Genomic DNA, 18,490 nt, shown 5'->3' with positions numbered 1-18,490 from the left:
GCAGGAAGTTTGATCTAAGGTAGGAAGGCGTTTCAGCGTCTGGCGCAGGCTTTGCGCCAGACGGTTGTTCAGACTGGCAACCCTAATAAACGCAATGCGAGGTAACCAACGCCAGCAATCATCACTGGCAGGATATACAGCGGAAAAAATTGCACCAAAATCGTGTGTCCAGGGACTACCACACGCGACTCCAGCATTTCCCGCGTGTTCCCGCCATCGCCTTTCATCTTTTCCAAAATCAGTTGATCTTCAATACCTTCCTTAATGGCTTTCGCCTGACGAGACATCCGTGCGCCCGACACTTGCAAAGCCAGACCAATAAAAATCAGGATGTAGATCAGCCAAAACATCAGCGTCGCCCCGCTGAAAAAACGCGTAAAATCCGGTACTGGCGAGTTGTACCAAAAGATGTTCAGGAAAGGCGTATTAAAGCGCACCATGTCAACCATTAGATGCACAAAATCCAGCAGAACAGCGTCAATACCCTGTTTTTTCTGGGTATAAGCGTAGAGATAGTTAGCCAGCGAGACGAAGGTTGAAAGCAGTGCAGGAATCACAAGAATCCATCCGGCAATGCGTTTAACGACGGCAATACGGCCAGCCTGTTGATACGTCATGAGAACCCCTTCTTAGCGACGCAACATCGGTAATATATCGTTTTAGTACGACGGGTAGCCTACTGTAAGTTTACGCGCAGTCAACTCTTTATCTCCCGTACCGCCGGATCAACCAGTTATATCCGTTATACATCCCCGCGTGTTGGTGACTATCCACCTCTTTCACGACCTTCCCCTTTCCGAGTTAACATGCCGTATTATTCAACACTCTAGCGTTTTTTCCTGTTACTCGGCTTCCTTAAGATATAGTTTACTCGTAAATTTTCTTTGCTGACGGAGCCTGTGATATGTCTTTTGATTCTTCTCTACGTGCAGCGATTTTCGATATGGATGGGTTACTGATTGATTCAGAACCCCTGTGGGATCAGGCAGAACTGGAAGTTATCGCCTCGTTAGGCATCGATATTTCACTACGGCAGTCCATGAAAGATACGCTGGGTTTACGCATCGATATGATGGTTGAACTCTGGTATCAGCGCGCGCCGTGGACAATGCCTGATCGAGACGAGGTGGTTCATCGTATTATCGATCGCGCCATCGAACTCGTTGCCGAACAGCGCCCGCTCCTGCCTGGCGTCGAATATGCGCTGCAACTGTGTCGAGCACAGAATCTCAAAATTGGATTGGCTTCAGCCTCACCGCTCCACATGCAGCAGCAGGTACTGCGCATGTTTAATCTGGAACACTACTTTGATGTCTTAATGTCAGCCGAAAAATTGCCGTATAGCAAACCCCATCCCGAAGTGTACTTAAATGCAGCAAACGGACTCGGCGTTTCTCCAGCGCAATGCATTACACTGGAAGATTCAGTGAATGGCATGATTGCAACCAAAGCGGCGCGTATGCGCTCAATCGTTATTCCGCAGGCTGAATATCGTGCCGACACACGCTGGGTACTGGCCGATTATCAGTTAGACTCTCTGAATCAACTGACTGCGAAACATTTGGTGTAGGAATAAAGAAGTAAACGAATAGAGAAACCGATCGCGGGAAAGGACGAAAGCGTGGCCAGTCAACCGACTCGCCACGCGTTGAAGCATTACAGGAAATCAGCTCGCTTCGGCGAGAACGCATCGATCAGAACACTGCCGTCTTCCAGCGAGACTACGCCGTGCATCTCGTTTTTCACCGCCAGATAGGCGTCACCGGTTTTCAGAATACGTTTTTCACCTTCAATCACGACTTCAAAACTGCCTGCGGCAACATAAGCAATCTGATCGTGAATCTCATGGAAATGCGGCGTACCAATGGCACCTTTTTCAAAGTGCACGTAGACCATCATCAGCTCATCACTCCAGGTCATAATCTTACGTTTAATGCCACCGCCCAGTTCTTCCCACGGCGTTTCATCATCAATAAAGTATCTTCTCATCATCATCTCTCCTCTAACGCTTTTAGTGCCCATACCTTCTATTGCGTCAACAAACCGTGCACGACAACGAGTGTATGACTATGGATTACGACATTTTAGCCATATCAGTACCAGAAAAAACATAAAATAAGCAAAACCATGACGGCCCTCAAGAAATAAATAAAACATTATTTCATTTTTATTGAATTAACATCCCATCCACACTATCATCCCGCATAACAAGAAAGAACCGGGCATGTTGAGGAACGGGTGACGTTGTCACTGCCACGCAACATCATCTGTTTCGCCCGGCGCTTTCGCAGGAATAATTTCTGTTTTTTAGGAACATGATGGGCCACCACAGAAACCCGTCAGAGAGAGTTGTAAGATTTAAGAAAGTTATAAGATTTAAGAGCGTTATAAAAAACGAGCAGGCGGTGATTTCACCGGGCTGGTCAATGCATTCCGGTGTTAGCACCAGATGCTACACCTTTATCTGGGGCATGGTTGGCGAGAATCAGGTGTTCGGTGACATGGATCGCGTCAAGGTTAGCGAGTTAGGTTAATCGCTTTCAACCGGAATTACCGATGTTCCCTACAGTAACAGCTAACGACTAAGTATTGTCGCTTATAGAGAGATTACAGCTATGATTTTAAATTCTTTTGATTTGCAAGGTAAAGTGGCTCTTATTACAGGTTGTGATACGGGTTTAGGTCAGGGTATGGCTATCGGCCTGGCGCAAGCAGGCTGTGATATCGTCGGCGTCAACATCGTTGAACCGAAAGACACTATCGAAAAAGTGACCGCACTGGGACGCCGTTTCCTCAGCCTGACTGCGGATATGAGCAACGTTGCAGGCCATGCCGAACTGGTAGAGAAAGCCGTTGCTGAATTTGGTCACGTTGATATTCTGGTCAACAACGCGGGTATCATTCGTCGTGAAGATGCGATCGATTTCAGCGAGAAAAACTGGGACGACGTAATGAACCTGAACATTAAGAGTGTTTTCTTTATGTCGCAGACCGTTGCTCGCCAGTTCATCAAGCAAGGCAAAGGCGGCAAAATCATCAACATCGCGTCTATGCTGTCCTTCCAGGGCGGTATCCGCGTCCCTTCTTACACGGCGTCAAAAAGCGCTGTTATGGGTGTCACCCGTCTGCTGGCTAACGAATGGGCAAAACACGGTATCAACGTCAACGCCATTGCACCGGGATATATGGCTACCAACAATACCCAACAATTACGCGCCGACGAAGACCGTAGCAAAGAGATTCTGGATCGTATCCCAGCGGGTCGTTGGGGTCTGCCACAGGACCTGATGGGGCCATCCGTGTTCCTGGCATCTAGCGCATCCGACTATATCAACGGTTACACCATTGCTGTTGATGGCGGCTGGCTGGCTCGCTAAGCGCGATTTTTCTTAGCGGCATTTTGCCAACCTGCGATAAAAAGCACAATTTCGGTTGTGCTTTTTATTTATTTTTCAAGTTGTTATTTTCCTTTTCGCGATTCTTTTTCCTGTCAAAATCCTTTCTTAAAAAAAATCAAAACAACGTTCCGACTTTGATCACACTTTCGATATTGCGTGCATGACGACAAGGTTAATAGCGCAATATAATCAATCAAAACAGTGTTTCTATTTATAAGGAACTGTTTACACGGTTCCATAAGAAGGTACTCCATGAGTATTTTTGAAAACTTATACACCAGTAAGAAATCGCAGCTCGACGAATGGATTGCTGCACTCGATAGCCACATTGCCTGCGTTCAGGATAAAGGCCGAAGCCAAAGTAAACCGACGCTATTGTTGGCCGATGGCTTTGATGTTGAAACGTTTACGCCTGTGGTATGGCGGTTCCCTGATGGACACAATGCCTCTATTTCTAATTTTGCCAGCCAGCAAAATTGGTTGAGAACGCTGTGCGCGATGAGCGTGGTTACAGGTAATGAGACTTACCAGCAACAGGCTATCGCACAGAGCGAATATTTCTTGGATCATTTCGTCGATGAGAATAGTGGCCTGTTCTACTGGGGTGGTCATCGTTTTATTAATCTCGATACGCTGGCAGGTGAAGGGCCAGAATCCAAAGCTCAGGTGCATGAATTAAAGCACCACCTGCCCTATTACGCACTGTTGCATCGTGTTAATGCGGAAAAAACGCTGAATTTTTTGCAGGGTTTCTGGAATGCGCACGTTGAAAACTGGGATTCTCTGGATCTGGGTCGCCATGGTGATTACAGCAAAAAACGCGACCCTGATGTTTTCCTGCATGCGCGCCATGATGTCGTCGATCCGACACTGTGGCCTGTTCTGCCATTAACCAAAGGGCTGACTTTTGTTAATGCCGGAACGGATCTGATTTACGCGGCGTTCAAATACGCAGAATACACGGGCGACAGCCACGCTGCCGCCTGGGGTAAACACCTGTACCGTCAATACGTTCTGGCCCGTAATCCAGAAACAGGTATGCCGGTGTATCAGTTCAGTTCACCACAGCAGCGCCAACCCGTGCCGGAAGACGATAATCAAACGCAATCCTGGTTTGGCGATCGTGCTCAACGCCAGTTTGGCCCAGAGTTCGGTGAGATCGCGCGTGAAGCCAATGTGCTATTCCGTGATATGCGTCCCCTGCTAATCGATAACCCACTGGCAATGCTGGATATCCTGCGCACGCAGCCGGATGCTGAAATGCTGAATTGGGTTATTTCAGGGTTAAAAAATTACTATCAATACGCCTATGATGTCACGAGCAATACACTGCGCCCTATGTGGAACAATGGCCAGGACATGACAGGCTACCGTTTTAAACGCGATGGTTATTACGGCAAAGCGGGAACGGAATTAAAACCGTTCGCATTAGAAGGTGATTATTTATTACCGCTGGTTCGTGCTTATCGTCTGAGTGGCGATAAGGATCTCTACGCATTGATTAACACCATGCTGACGCGATTGAATAAAGAAGATATTCAATCCATCGCCAGCCCGGTACTTTTGTTGACCGTCATTGAATTGGCCGATCATAAACAATCAGAATCCTGGGCACATTACGCCGCGCAACTGGCTGGCGTTCTGTTTGAACAACATTTCCATCGTGGTTTGTTTGTTCGCTCCTCACAGCATCGTTATGTTCGTCTGGATGATACCTATCCGCTGGCTTTACTGACTTTCGTTGCCGCTTGTCGCAACAAATTAAACGATATACCGCCGTATCTGACACAAGGTGGATATGTTCACGGTGATTTTCACGTTAACGGGGAAAATAGAATTGTTTATGACGTGGAATTAATTTATCCAGAGTTATTAACAGCTTAATTTTATGTTTTTTTAATGGTTCACAATTAATCAATAGGTAAGCATTATGAATGAAAACAGAATGCTGGGGTTAGCCTATATCTCCCCCTATATTATAGGGCTGATAGTTTTTACCGCTTTCCCCTTTGTTTCGTCATTTATCCTCAGTTTTACTGAGTATGACTTGATCAATCCACCTGAATTTACGGGGCTAGAAAATTATCACCGTATGTTTATAGAGGATGACCTTTTTTGGAAATCCATGGGCGTCACCTTTGCCTATGTATTTCTGACCATTCCATTGAAATTAATCTTCGCGCTGTTAATTGCGTTTGTACTTAATTTCAAATTGCGTGGTATCGGTTTCTTCCGTACGGCTTACTATGTGCCTTCTATTCTGGGTAGCAGCGTGGCAATCGCCGTTCTATGGCGTGCGCTGTTCGCGATTGATGGCTTGTTAAACAGCTTCCTTGGCGTATTTGGCTTTGACGCCATCAACTGGCTGGGTGAGCCGTCGCTGGCACTGATGTCGGTAACGCTGTTGCGCGTATGGCAGTTCGGTTCCGCCATGGTTATCTTCCTGGCTGCATTGCAGAACGTTCCGCAATCTCAGTATGAAGCGGCGATGATCGACGGTGCATCCAAATGGCAAATGTTCCTGAAAGTCACTGTACCGCTGATTACGCCAGTTATTTTCTTTAACTTTATCATGCAGACCACTCAGGCATTCCAGGAGTTTACGGCACCTTACGTCATTACTGGCGGTGGTCCAACGCACTACACCTACCTGTTCTCGCTCTATATCTACGATACGGCGTTCAAGTATTTCGATATGGGCTACGGTGCTGCCTTGGCATGGGTTCTGTTCCTGGTTGTTGCGGTATTTGCGTCTATCTCCTTTAAGTCGTCGAAATACTGGGTGTTCTACTCCGCTGATAAAGGAGGAAAAAATGGCTGACATTCATTCAAACCTGACTACAGCACAAGAAGTTGCTGCTGCTGAAGTACGCCGCACGCTGCGTAAAGAAAAACTCAGTGCCGCCATCCGTTACGTGATACTGCTGTTCGTTGGTTTACTGATGCTTTATCCACTGGCGTGGATGTTCTCAGCGTCGTTCAAACCGAACCATGAGATTTTCACCACGTTGGGTCTGTGGCCTGCTCACGCCACCTGGGACGGTTTCGTTAACGGTTGGAAAACCGGTACGGAATACAATTTCGGTCACTACATGATTAACACTTTCCAGTATGTAATTCCGAAAGTGGTGCTGACCGTTATTTCCTCGGTGATTGTGGCTTATGGCTTCGCTCGCTTTGATATTCCGTGGAAAAACTTCTGGTTTGCCACGCTGATTGCCACCATGTTGCTGCCAAGTACCGTACTGTTGATTCCGCAGTACCTCATGTTCCGTGAAATGGGCATGCTGAACAGCTATCTGCCACTGTATTTACCGGTAGCATTTGCAACACAAGGCTTCTTCGTGTTCATGCTGATTCAGTTCCTGCGTGGTGTACCACGCGATATGGAAGAAGCGGCTCAGATCGATGGCTGCAACTCCTTCCAGGTTCTGTGGTATGTGGTCGTGCCGATTTTGAAACCAGCCATCATCTCTGTTGCGCTGTTCCAGTTCATGTGGTCAATGAACGACTTCATCGGTCCGCTGATTTATGTCTATAGCGTGGATAAATATCCGATTGCGCTGGCGCTGAAAATGTCTATCGACGTGACTGAAGGCGCTCCGTGGAATGAAATTCTGGCCATGTCCAGCATCTCCATTCTGCCATCCATTATTGTTTTCTTCCTGGCACAGCGCTATTTCGTACAAGGCGTGACCAGCAGCGGAATTAAAGGTTAATAGAGGATTTATCATGGCTGAAGTTATTTTCAATAAACTGGAAAAAGTATACTCCAACGGTTTCAAAGCGGTTCACGGCATCGACCTGACCATTAAAGACGGTGAATTCATGGTTATCGTCGGCCCGTCTGGCTGTGCGAAATCGACCACGCTGCGTATGCTGGCAGGCCTGGAAACCATCAGCGGCGGTGAAGTTCGCATCGGTGAACGCGTTGTTAACAATCTGGCGCCAAAAGAGCGTGGGATTGCGATGGTGTTCCAGAACTATGCCCTCTACCCTCACATGACGGTAAAAGAGAACTTGGCGTTTGGTCTGAAGCTGAGCAAACTGCCTAAAGAGCAAATCGAAGCACAGGTAGCCGAAGCGGCCAAAATTCTGGAACTGGAAGAACTGATGGATCGTCTGCCGCGCCAACTGTCTGGTGGTCAGGCACAGCGTGTGGCCGTAGGCCGCGCCATCGTTAAAAAACCAGATGTGTTCCTGTTTGACGAACCGTTGTCAAACCTGGATGCCAAACTGCGTGCTTCCATGCGTATCCGTATTTCCGACCTGCACAAGCAGTTGAAGAAAAGCGGTAAAGCGGCGACAAGCGTATATGTTACCCACGATCAGACTGAAGCAATGACCATGGGTGACCGTATCTGCGTGATGAAACTCGGTCACATCATGCAAGTTGATACGCCGGATAACCTGTACCACTTCCCTGTCAACATGTTCGTTGCTGGCTTCATTGGCTCACCAGAAATGAACATTAAGCCGTGCAAACTGGTCGAGAAAGATGGTCAGATTGGCGTTGTTGTGGGTAATAACGCGCTGGTGTTAAATGCTGAAAAACAAGATAAAGTGCGCAGCTATATCGGACAAGACGTATTCTTCGGCGTTCGCCCAGACTATGTTTCCGTGTCAGATACGCCATTTGAAGGCAGCCACTCACAGGGTGAGCTGGTTCGCGTAGAAAACATGGGTCACGAATTCTTTATGTACATTAAAGTCGATGGCTTTGAATTAACCAGCCGCATTCCTTATGACGAAGGTCGGCTGATTATCGAGAAGGGACTGCATCGTCCGGTATATTTCCAGTTCGACATGGAAAAATGCCATATTTTTGATGCAAAAACAGAAAAAAATATCTCTCTTTAACAGGAGTAGTAACCGATGAAAAAAGCGATCCTACACACGTTAATAGTTTCATCTCTGGCATTAGTGGCAATGCCTTCTTTCGCCGCTGATAATGTTGAATTGAGAATGTCCTGGTGGGGCGGCAACAGCCGTCACCAGCAGACGCTCAAGGCCATTGAAGAGTTCCATAAACAGCACCCCAATATCACCGTGAAAGCGGAATACACTGGCTGGGATGGTCACCTGTCTCGTCTGACAACACAGATTGCCGGTAATACCGAGCCAGATGTGATGCAGACCAACTGGAACTGGCTGCCGATTTTCTCTAAAAACGGCGATGGTTTTTATGATTTGAACAAAGTGAAAGATTCTCTGGATCTGACCCAGTTCGAACCTAAAGAACTGCAAAACACCACAGTCAACGGCAAACTGAACGGTATTCCTATTTCCGTTACTGCTCGCGTGTTCTACTTCAACACCGAAAGCTGGAAAAAAGCCGGTCTGGAGTATCCGAAAACGTGGGATGAGCTGCTGAACGCCGGTAAAGTGTTCAAAGAAAAACTGGGCGACCAATACTACCCTATCGTATTGGAACACCAGGATTCTCTGGCACTGTTGAACTCTTATATGGTGCAGAAGTACAACATTCCAGCTATTGATGTAAAAGGTCAGAAATTCTCCTACAGCGATGCGCAATGGGCTGAATTCTTTGGCATGTATAAGAAATTGGTCGACAGCCATGTCATGCCTGACACGAAGTACTATGCTTCTTTCGGCAAGAGCAACATGTATGAGATGAAGCCATGGATCAACGGCGAGTGGTCAGGTACTTACATGTGGAACTCCACCATTACCAAGTACTCTGACAACCTGCAACCACCTGCAAAACTGGAATTGGGTAATTACCCAATGTTGCCAGATGCGAAAGACTCAGGCTTGTTCTTCAAACCTGCACAGATGCTGTCTATCGGTAAATCGACTAAGTATCCTAAAGAGTCTGCTCAGTTGATCAACTTCCTGCTCAACAGCAAAGAAGGTGCTCAGGCGCTGGGTCTGGAACGTGGTGTACCATTGAGTAAAGCCGCTGTGGCTCAACTGACTGCCGATGGCGTTATCAAAGATGATGCACCAGCGGTTGCCGGGTTGAAACTGGCTCTGGCTCTGCCACATGAAGTTGCGGTTTCGCCTTATTTCGACGATCCGCAAATCGTTTCTCTGTTTGGTGATACCATCCAGTCTATCGATTACGGTCAGAAATCTGTAGAAGACGCGGCGAAATACTTCCAACGTCAAGCCGATCGTATTCTGAAACGTGCAATGAAATAATGTAGTACGCGATTTATCTTGTAATCCATCCCTGCCGCACTGACGGCAGGGATTTTTCATTTAAATTAAAACAACCGCGATATTCAATTCGATCTCCCTCACAATTTGAAATCCTATTTTACTTTTTGTTACCCAAGACGATCTCGATCACAGAACGCAATTTAATAATAAATAGAATAGAACTTGTCCCAAAAAGCAAAATGCGCCTTTCTAAATAAATTATTAAGCATCGTCCTAACCAATAGGGAATATAACAATGAAATTTAAATTATTAGCTCTGGCTGTTACGTCATTAATTAGTGTAAATGCAATGGCTGTGACAATTGATTACCGTCATGAAATGAAAGATACAGCAAAAAATGACCATAAAGATCGTTTATTAATGTCTCATCGTTTTGCTAATGGTTTTGGTTTATCTGTTGAGGCCAAATGGGGGCAACATAGTAAATCTGGCACACCGAATAAACCTTTTAATGAAACGGTGAGTAATGGTACTGAAGTCGTCGCCAGCTATGTTTACAATTTCAATAAAACTTTCTCCCTGGAACCAGGTTTCTCTTTAGATTCAAGCTCTACCTCTAACAACTACCGCCCTTATCTGCGCGGTAAAATTAATATCACTGACGATCTGTCTACTTCTCTGCGCTATCGCCCTTATTACAAACGCAATAGTGATAAAATTGGCGGAACTGGACCAACACAAGAGAATGGTTACAACCTGACCGCCGTTGTGAGCTATAAATTCCTGAAAGACTTCCAGGTTGATTACGAACTAGACTACAAAAAAGCCAATAAAGCTGGTGCCTATCAATACGACAATGAGACATATGATTTCTCTCATGATGTGAAACTGGCTTACAGATGGGATAAAAACTGGAAGCCTTATATGGCTGTAGGTAACGTTCCCGAATCTGGTGTTACTGATAACCGTCAAACTCGTTACCGTGTTGGTGTGCAATACAGTTTCTAATAACAGCTTTATTATTTAAATAAGCGTTATTAGTTAGTAAGAGGGATGTTATTGTTAATTGATTCGCTCAGTTTTTTCATTAACATCCCTTTATTATGATGTCCGTAGTCAGTTAAGCAGGTTAGTTACGTTTCTTTGTTACACATGATTTAGCGATATGCGTTTTAGCTATTGGAATGGCTGTGTCTGATTTACCCTCTTCGTGTATGAATGTTATTTCTTTATTAAAATTTGCGGTTCAGGGTGGCCATTTTTCTCCGATATGATGGCCACCCTATTTTTATCATTGCTCAACCATTTCCCCTTCTTCCTTTTGTCAGGTGATCTATCATGATTGTTCGTTCTCTGCTTCTTGGGGCCATTATGATGTCTGTACATGGATTAAGTTACGCCCAACCTGTTTTTCCTATCTGGCCACACGGCGAAGCTCCGGGAGCCTCCTCTTCAACGGTACAGCCACAAGTGGTCGAGCGAAGCAAAGACCCTTCCCTTCCCGATCGCGCGGCAACCGGTATTCGCAGCCCCGAAATCACCGTTTATCCGGCAGAGAAACCCAATGGCATGGCGTTACTCATTACGCCCGGCGGTTCTTATCAGCGTGTCGTGTTGGATAAGGAAGGCAGCGATCTGGCGCCTTTCTTTAATCAACAAGGCTACACCCTTTTCGTGATGACCTACCGTATGCCCGGAGAAGGCCACAAGGAAGGCGCTGACGCCCCGCTGGCCGATGCCCAGCGCGCAATCAGAACGCTGAGAGCCAACGCTGAGAAATGGCACATTGATCCACAGCGCATCGGTATTATGGGATTCTCAGCGGGTGGTCACGTTGCCGCCAGTCTTGGAACCCGATACGCGCAGTCGGTTTATCCTGCGACGGATGCCACTGATAGCATCAGTGCTCGCCCTGATTTCATGGTGCTGATGTATCCCGTTATTTCGATGCAGGCAGATATTGCTCACGCTGGTTCACGCAAACAGCTCATCGGCGAGCAACCGACGGAAGCGCAGGTGCTGCGTTATTCTCCAGAAAAACAGGTAACGGCTCAGACGCCCCCTACGTTTTTAGTGCATGCGGTTGACGATCCGTCAGTGTCGGTTGACAACAGTCTGGTGATGTTCAGTGCGCTGCGAGCAAAACAGGTTCCGGTCGAAATGCATCTCTTTGAAAAAGGGAAACACGGCTTCGGTCTGCGTGGCACCAAAGGGCTTCCCGCTGCGTCCTGGCCCCAACTACTGGACAACTGGCTACGCGCGTTACCTGCCAACAACGAGCAACCGAAAGCCGCACCATAAAACCGAAATAAATCGTTACGCTGTCACCGCTTCCGCAGGCAGAGATAATCTTTTATACTGTATAAAATAACAGTTTTAATTTGAGAAGTTTCATGACTGCGGAAGGACACCTACTGTTTTCTGTTGCCTGCGCGATTCTGGCTAAAAAAGTTGAGCTATCGCCCGCGCTGGCTACCGGAGACTGGTGGCACATTATTCCCGGTGCGCTCCTTACCGCGTTGCTGCCTGATATCGATCACCCCAAATCCGTCCTCGGGCAGCGCCTGAAATGGCTTTCCGCGCCTATTGCGCGTCTTTTTGGTCACCGGGGGTTTACGCATAGCCTCCTTGCCATCGCTGCCGGTATTTTCTTTATTCAGACGCGCCTGCCGCCAGACTGGCCGATTCCAACCGATGTCTATCATGCGATGATCGTCGGGTATTTGAGCCACATTCTCGCTGATATGCTGACCCCTTCCGGCGTCCCCTTACTGTGGCCCTGTCGCTGGCGTTTCCGTTTACCGCTCTTAAACAGCCAAAAAGGTAATCAACTGGAACGTTTCCTGTGCCTTACCTGTATCGGTTTTTCTCTGTATCAACCGCAAAGAAATCTGGATTGCTGCACCTACGAACAATCATTTCGCTTCTTGCACTCAGCACAGACCTACCTCTTCCAATACGTGAAATAGAATGTTATTGGCTACACCGACCTCGGTGTCATGTCATCATATCGGTGTAACACAATGATCAAAGAACTGTTATCCTGTGCGTCTTTGTTATTTTTTATCGCGAAAAATCAGACTGTCCCAAACAACGTAGTTCGTTATTACATATCCGTGGACAAGGTGGCACAAGCGATTCACTCATAGGGAGTAAGGCTGAATGAATTTTCCGCTACTCATAAATATTTTGTTATTTGTCGCATTATTACTCGGATTAGGTTACGCCAGCCGTAATCCATCCTGGAGTCTGGCAAAAAAAGTCTTGCTGGGTTTGCTTGTCGGGGTGTTATTTGGCCTGACGCTACATCTCATTTATGGTGATGATAACCCAGTGATTAAGCAGTCCATCGCATGGTTTAACATCGTAGGTAATGGTTATGTGCAACTGTTACAGATGATCGTTATGCCGCTGGTATTTATCTCCATCCTTAATTCCGTTGCCAAACTGCACAATGCCTCTTCATTGGGGAAAATCAGCCTCTTGACGCTTTCGACCCTGCTGATCACCACGCTGATTTCTGCGCTGGTCGGCGTCTTTGTGACTAACCTGTTTGGCCTGACGGCTACCGGACTGGTGCAAGGCGCGCAGGAAACGGCGCGATTAACGGCGATTGAAAACAACTATGCAGGTAAAGTCGCTGACCTTAACGTTCCCCAGCTTATCCTGTCATTCATTCCTAAAAATCCGTTTGCTGAACTGACGGGGGCTAACCCAACGTCTATTATCAGCGTTGTCGTCTTCGCCACATTCCTTGGTATTGCCGCGCTACAGCTACTGAAGGATGACGCGGTGAAAGGCGAACGTGTTTTAACCGCCATTGACACCCTGCAATCCTGGGTGATGAAGCTCGTTCGTCTGGTGATGAAATTGACCCCTTACGGCGTCATGGCGTTAATGACCAAAATGGTCGCCAGTTCTAACCTGCAAGACATCCTCAAGCTGGGCAGCTTCGTTATCGCTTCTTATCTGGGGCTGGCGATGATGTTCGGCGTTCATGCGCTGATTCTGTCTTTTACTGGCATTAATCCGGCACGTTTTTATCGCAAAGTCTGGCCGGTACTGACCTTCGCCTTTACCAGCCGCTCCAGCGCCGCCACGATCCCACTCAGTATTGAGGCGCAAACGCGCCGCATTGGCGTACCGCAATCTATCGCCAGCTTTGCGGCTTCTTTCGGTACAACAATCGGTCAGAATGGCTGCGCAGGGCTTTATCCGGCCATGCTGGCCGTGATGGTGGCGCCAACGGTAGGAATCAATCCGTTGGATCCCGTTTGGATCGCGACGCTGGTGGGTATCGTTACTATCAGTTCTGCCGGTGTGGCGGGAGTGGGTGGCGGCGCAACTTTTGCGGCGTTAATTGTTCTGCCCGCAATGGGACTGCCAGTGACACTCGTCGCTCTGCTGATTTCCATTGAACCGCTTATCGATATGGGGCGTACCGCGCTTAACGTTAGCGGCTCAATGACCGCCGGGACAGTCACCAGCCAGTTAATGAAACAGACGAATAAAACGGTTTTCAACGCGCAAGATGACGCCGAGTTGACACAGCGCTAAGCGGCACTGACAGCACCAAAAGAAAACGCCGACGGTTGATGCCGTCGGCGTTTTTTATATCTCGGATAAGAAAGATTTCGTGTAGCCAGACTACTTAGCGCTGTGGATTGGTGTCGTAAGCCTGGCAGCTCTGGAAACCTTTATTGAGAACATGCCCCGTGTCGTTGTAGCTGACAAAGTAGTTCTGTGCTGTGCCATCGCGGTTTTTCAGCAGATAATCGCTACAGGTTCCCTTCGCATTGACCAGACGTTTCTCCGTGCCACCACTCCCCGCAACCTGCTGAACCTGCTGCTTTGTCATTCCCACTTTCACATCTTTCACTACCGGCTCATTAACATAGCTTTCCGCCTTATTATAAGCCGAACATCCCGCCAACATGACAGCACCTGCCGCCGCAATGCATACCAGTAATCTGTTATTCTTCATTTCATCACCTCGTGATTATGGGTCATTCTAAGGCTAGTCGGGGACGACCACTTTTTCAAATCATACTGTGAAGATGTAACATCTTGGACGATAGTCAAAAACGAGTATCTATAGGGAAAATGACTACCTGACAGCTTGTTCTTTTTCTTCACGCCGATTCGTTTTACACTCAGGCAATCGTAATAATTCTTTTGCAGTATCAATAAGTTCAGGAGGGGGATGGCATGTCATTACAAAACGACATTATCACTGCGCTGGGAGTGAAAAGTAACATCGATCCAGCACAGGAAATCCGTATTAGCGTTGATTTTTTGAAGAATTATCTGAATGCTCACCCGTTCGTTACCTCGTTGGTTTTGGGTGTCAGCGGCGGTCAGGATTCTACGTTGACTGGTAAACTGTGTCAGACGGCTATCACGGAGTTGCGTAACGACACGGGAAATTCTCGTTATCAGTTCATCGCCGTTCGACTGCCGTACGGCGTGCAGGCGGATGAAGCTGACTGTCAGGACGCTCTCGCCTTTATCCAACCCGATCGTGTATTAACCGTAAACATCAAACCCGCTATCGAGGCCAGTGAAGCCACCTTACGCGCCATTGGCGTAGTGCTTTCCGACTTTGTAAAAGGCAACGAAAAAGCCAGAGAACGGATGAAAGCACAGTACAGCATTGCTGGCATGAATGCTGGCCTCGTTGTTGGCACCGATCATGCGGCAGAAGCAGTAACCGGCTTTTTCACTAAATACGGTGACGGCGGCACTGATATCAACCCCATTTTCCGCCTGAACAAGCGTCAGGGAAAAGCGTTGCTGCGTGAACTTGGCTGCCCTTCTCACCTTTATACCAAAGCCCCAACCGCCGATCTGGAAGAGAACCGTCCGTCCCTGCCCGATGAAGTGGCGCTCGGCGTCACCTATGAGAAGATCGACGACTATCTGGAAGGCAAGCAGATCGATGCGCAAGATGCAGCCATTATCGAAAACTGGTATCGCAAAACCGAGCACAAGCGTCGCCCGCCGATTACCGTTTTTGATGACTTCTGGCAGTAAACCCTTGCTATGAATATCACCGGACGCAGAGAACGGCGTCCGGTTTGCTATTCACACCTTCTGCATACTCTTCATCGATTCCCATACATCCACGCACAGACAACTTGAAGTATGACGGGGAAAACCATGACGCCACAGCGCGCCACGCTCACAGGCTTGTTGGCAATCATTCTATGGAGTACATCCGTTGGGCTTATCCGCAGCCTGACCGAAACGCTCGGCCCCATCGGCGGCGCGGCGATGATTTACTCCACCAGCACACTCTGTCTGCTGGTGTTTTATGGCCTCCCACGCATTAATACGCTGCCCAGAATCTATTTGTTCGCGGGCGGAATACTGTTCGTTTGCTATGAAATATTTCTGTCGCTGTCCATCGGGTTAGCGGATAGCCGCATGCAGGCAATGGAAATAGGGATGATTAACTATTTGTGGCCGAGCTTGACCATACTCTTCTCTCTGTTTATCAACCAACAGCAAAGCCGTTTTTTACTCTGGCCAGGCCTCTCGCTCGCACTCGGCGGCATCGTATGGATGATGAATGGAGAAAGCGACTGGACGCCAGCGCTCTTGTGGCACAACATTCTTGCCAACCCGCTCGCCTACAGTCTGGCATTTTCTGCCGCCTTAACCTGGGCGCTATATTGTAATATCACTAAGCGTTACGGGCAGGGAAAAAGCGGCGTATCACTGTTCTTTTTCATCGTTTCGCTCGTGCTATGGGTTCAATATTCTTTCAGTGCGGAAGAAGCAATGTCGTTAACGTTACCGAGTTCGCTGGAGTTGATCTTTATGGGTGCCTCAACCGCACTGGCCTATTCAGCCTGGAATGCCGGTATTCAGCATGGCAATCTGACGTTGTTGGCAACCGCCTCTTATTTTACCCCCGTGCTATCCACCTTGCTGGCTGCGCTCTGGCTCAATGTCACGCCTGCTATTTCATTCTGGCAGGGTGTCGTAATGGTCACGGCAGGTTCACTAATTTGCTGGTATGCGACACGCGCCCCCAAGCGCTGATCGGCTGCGCCGCGATGGTGTTCCTCTGGGCGTCCCGACCAACGGCAATAACCCTAGTCTGCATACGGTCACATTTTTCGCGCTAACCTGTTATAGTCATCCTCACATCCCGTTACCTAAAAAATAGTCACACATGTTAAGGCGTTTCTTTTCGTACTACTCCCCTTATAAAGGATTATTCGTACTCGATTTCGGCTGTGCCATTCTCGCCGGGCTGCTTGAATTGGGCTTTCCGATGGCGATTAAAGCGTTCATCGATAAACTGCTACCGGCTCAAGACTGGTCGCTGATCTTGTTAGCATCGGTGGCACTCTTAGCGGTGTATTTGCTGAATACCGCACTGATGGCCATCGTCAATTATTGGGGACATGCGCTGGGCGTAGGCATTGAAACCGACATGCGGCGTCAGGCATTTGAGCATCTGCAAAATTTGCCGTTCCGTTACTACGACAATATGAAGACCGGGCATATCATCACCCACGTCACCAAAGATCTGGAAGAAGTCGGAGAAATCGCCCATCACGGCCCGGAAGACCTCTTCCTCGCAATTATGACGTTTATCGGTGCATTCATCCTGATGGCAACGGTTCACCTGAATCTGGCGCTGCTAACGATTATTATCGTGCCTTTCATGACGTATCTCGTCAGCCGTTACGGCGCACGCATGACGGAAACCTGGCGTCAGCTTTTTGGCCAGGTGGGTAACTTCAACGCCCGTATTGAAGAGAGTGTGGGTGGGATCCGGGTCGTTAAAGCGTTTGCCAATGAAGAACATGAGAAGAAACTGTTCTCTAACGATAACGAAAACTACCGTCGTACCAAATTGCAGGCCTATCGCATCATGACCGCCAGTATGACGCTCAGCTACCTCAGCACGCGTCTGATACAGCTTATTGTCATGCTGGCGGGTATTTGGTATGTCATTCAAGGTGAACTCAGCTACGGCGGTTTCATCGGCTTTCTACTGCTGATTGAAGTCTTCTTTCGCCCGGTCGCAAAAATTACCTCCGTGCTGGAGAGTTATCCCAAAGGGATCGCGGGATTCAAGCGTTTTACTCAACTGCTTGATACCGTTCCCGACATTGCCGATGCCCACGATGCCCACGATGTGGGATCGCTGACAGGCGATATCAGGTTTAATCAGGCGAGCTTTGGCTATACCGCCGATCGCCCAATCCTGCGCAACATCGACCTGTCGATTCGCGCAGGGGAAACGGTGGCATTTGTTGGTCCATCCGGTGCGGGTAAAACCACCCTTTGCTCCCTGCTTCCCCGTTTCTACGATTTAAGCAGCGGAACCATCACCATTGACGGTATGGATATCCGCCAGATGACACAGGCGTCGCTACGTAGCCAAATTGGTATCGTACAGCAGGATGTTTTCCTGTTCGGCGGCACCATTAGGGAAAATATCGCCTACGGCAAGCTGGATGCCAGCGATGATGACATTATGGAAGCCGCACGACGTGCTCAATTAGATGAACTGATCGAGAATTTACCCGACGGGTTGGCTACCGTGGTTGGCGAACGCGGCGTTAAATTGTCTGGTGGACAAAAGCAGCGTTTATCGATTGCGCGAATTTTCCTAAAAAACCCGCCGATCCTGATTCTGGACGAAGCAACATCTGCACTGGATACCGCGACGGAGCAGGCGATACAACAGTCGCTCAGCGAGCTTTCCGCAGGACGTACCACGTTGATCATCGCCCACCGGCTGGCAACCATACAGAACGCGGGACGTATTGTGGTGGTGGATAACGGCAGCATCATTGAACAAGGTAGCCATCAAACATTGCTGGAACACAGCGGCATCTATGCCAGATTACATCAGGCACAGTTCGGCCAGGCCTGATTACCTCTTCCTCCGGCGAGGATTTTCCTCGCCTTTTTCTCTCGGCTTTCCCACATAGATGTGACT

General features: G+C 48.2%; 17 protein-coding genes and 1 pseudogene. 15 read left to right on the top strand and 3 right to left on the bottom strand.

The features are described from left to right. Positions 1-68 precede the first annotated feature (68 nt). Positions 69-617 (bottom strand): YniB family protein, encoded by a 549-nt coding sequence (locus tag OI69_RS00770; RefSeq protein ID WP_039344745.1) that lies wholly within the window; start codon positions 615-617, stop codon positions 69-71. 287 nt (positions 618-904) lie between these two features. Here OI69_RS00770 and hxpB point away from each other — a divergent pair, with 287 nt between their 5' ends. Next, the gene (gene hxpB / locus OI69_RS00765; protein WP_039344742.1) at positions 905-1,570 is read left to right on the top strand and encodes a hexitol phosphatase HxpB; all 666 of its coding nucleotides are present in this window, start codon (positions 905-907) and stop codon (positions 1,568-1,570) included. Between the two features lie 86 nt (positions 1,571-1,656). On the opposite strand, the gene OI69_RS00760 is transcribed toward hxpB, so the two are convergent. Then, complete coding sequence (locus OI69_RS00760) at positions 1,657-1,989, bottom strand: cupin domain-containing protein (protein ID WP_039345197.1); 333 nt, start codon at positions 1,987-1,989, stop codon at positions 1,657-1,659. Between the two features lie 395 nt (positions 1,990-2,384). Between OI69_RS00760 and OI69_RS18950 the strand changes: the two are divergent. The 11 genes and pseudogenes from OI69_RS18950 to OI69_RS00705 form a co-directional block, all read left to right on the top strand. After that, positions 2,385-2,534 (top strand): annotated as a pseudogene (locus OI69_RS18950) (5-dehydro-4-deoxy-D-glucuronate isomerase); the annotation flags it as partial. A gap of 81 nt (positions 2,535-2,615) precedes the next feature. Beyond that, the gene (kduD, locus tag OI69_RS00750) at positions 2,616-3,377 is read left to right on the top strand and encodes a 2-dehydro-3-deoxy-D-gluconate 5-dehydrogenase KduD (protein WP_039344734.1); all 762 of its coding nucleotides are present in this window, start codon (positions 2,616-2,618) and stop codon (positions 3,375-3,377) included. 273 nt (positions 3,378-3,650) lie between these two features. Beyond that, on the top strand, positions 3,651-5,282 hold the full coding sequence (pelW, locus tag OI69_RS00745; RefSeq protein WP_039344731.1) for a pectate disaccharide-lyase PelW: 1,632 nt from the start codon (positions 3,651-3,653) through the stop codon (positions 5,280-5,282). Positions 5,283-5,328: 46 nt separating this feature from the next. Continuing rightward, a complete protein-coding gene (locus OI69_RS00740) occupies positions 5,329-6,219 on the top strand; it encodes a carbohydrate ABC transporter permease (protein ID WP_010275610.1) in 891 nt (296 codons plus the stop codon). After that, on the top strand, positions 6,212-7,117 hold the full coding sequence (locus tag OI69_RS00735) for a carbohydrate ABC transporter permease (protein WP_039344728.1): 906 nt from the start codon (positions 6,212-6,214) through the stop codon (positions 7,115-7,117). The genes OI69_RS00740 and OI69_RS00735 overlap by 8 nt, the downstream gene beginning before the upstream one ends. Positions 7,118-7,130: 13 nt before the next feature. Further along, positions 7,131-8,258 carry an ABC transporter ATP-binding protein gene (locus tag OI69_RS00730; protein WP_039344726.1) on the top strand — a complete coding sequence of 376 codons (1,128 nt, stop codon included), beginning with the start codon at positions 7,131-7,133 and terminating at the stop codon, positions 8,256-8,258. Between the two features lie 15 nt (positions 8,259-8,273). Further along, the gene (locus tag OI69_RS00725; protein WP_039344724.1) at positions 8,274-9,563 is read left to right on the top strand and encodes an ABC transporter substrate-binding protein; all 1,290 of its coding nucleotides are present in this window, start codon (positions 8,274-8,276) and stop codon (positions 9,561-9,563) included. 256 nt (positions 9,564-9,819) lie between these two features. Beyond that, positions 9,820-10,533, top strand: coding sequence for an oligogalacturonate-specific porin KdgM family protein (locus OI69_RS00720; protein WP_039344722.1), 714 nt, complete (start codon positions 9,820-9,822; stop codon positions 10,531-10,533). Positions 10,534-10,863: 330 nt separating this feature from the next. Continuing rightward, positions 10,864-11,826 (top strand): pectin acetylesterase PaeX, encoded by a 963-nt coding sequence (gene paeX, locus OI69_RS00715; protein WP_039344720.1) that lies wholly within the window; start codon positions 10,864-10,866, stop codon positions 11,824-11,826. A 92-nt stretch (positions 11,827-11,918) separates the two neighbouring features. After that, positions 11,919-12,494, top strand: a complete 576-nt coding sequence (locus tag OI69_RS00710) for a metal-dependent hydrolase (RefSeq protein WP_039344718.1) — start codon at positions 11,919-11,921, stop codon at positions 12,492-12,494. Between the two features lie 193 nt (positions 12,495-12,687). Then, positions 12,688-14,082 carry an L-cystine transporter gene (locus tag OI69_RS00705; RefSeq protein ID WP_039344717.1) on the top strand — a complete coding sequence of 465 codons (1,395 nt, stop codon included), beginning with the start codon at positions 12,688-12,690 and terminating at the stop codon, positions 14,080-14,082. Between the two features lie 94 nt (positions 14,083-14,176). Here OI69_RS00705 and osmE read toward each other — a convergent pair whose 3' ends face one another. Beyond that, complete coding sequence (osmE, locus tag OI69_RS00700) at positions 14,177-14,509, bottom strand: osmotically-inducible lipoprotein OsmE (RefSeq protein WP_039344716.1); 333 nt, start codon at positions 14,507-14,509, stop codon at positions 14,177-14,179. A 224-nt stretch (positions 14,510-14,733) separates the two neighbouring features. On the opposite strand from osmE, the gene nadE reads away from it, so the two are divergent. The 3 genes from nadE (at position 14,734) to OI69_RS00685 (ending at position 18,424) form a co-directional block, all read left to right on the top strand. Beyond that, complete coding sequence (gene nadE / locus OI69_RS00695; protein ID WP_039344715.1) at positions 14,734-15,558, top strand: ammonia-dependent NAD(+) synthetase; 825 nt, start codon at positions 14,734-14,736, stop codon at positions 15,556-15,558. 126 nt (positions 15,559-15,684) lie between these two features. Further along, positions 15,685-16,572: an aromatic amino acid DMT transporter YddG gene (yddG, locus tag OI69_RS00690; protein ID WP_039344714.1), complete on the top strand. Its 888-nt coding sequence runs from the start codon at positions 15,685-15,687 to the stop codon at positions 16,570-16,572. Between the two features lie 133 nt (positions 16,573-16,705). Further along, a complete protein-coding gene (locus OI69_RS00685) occupies positions 16,706-18,424 on the top strand; it encodes an ABC transporter ATP-binding protein (RefSeq protein ID WP_039344712.1) in 1,719 nt (572 codons plus the stop codon). Positions 18,425-18,490 lie beyond the last annotated feature (66 nt).

It is taken from the genome of Pectobacterium fontis (assembly GCF_000803215.1).
Taxonomy (GTDB): Bacteria; Pseudomonadota; Gammaproteobacteria; order Enterobacterales; family Enterobacteriaceae; genus Pectobacterium; species Pectobacterium fontis.
Note: the sequence above shows the minus strand (reverse complement) of the source record. Positions and strands in the feature narration are given on the sequence as shown.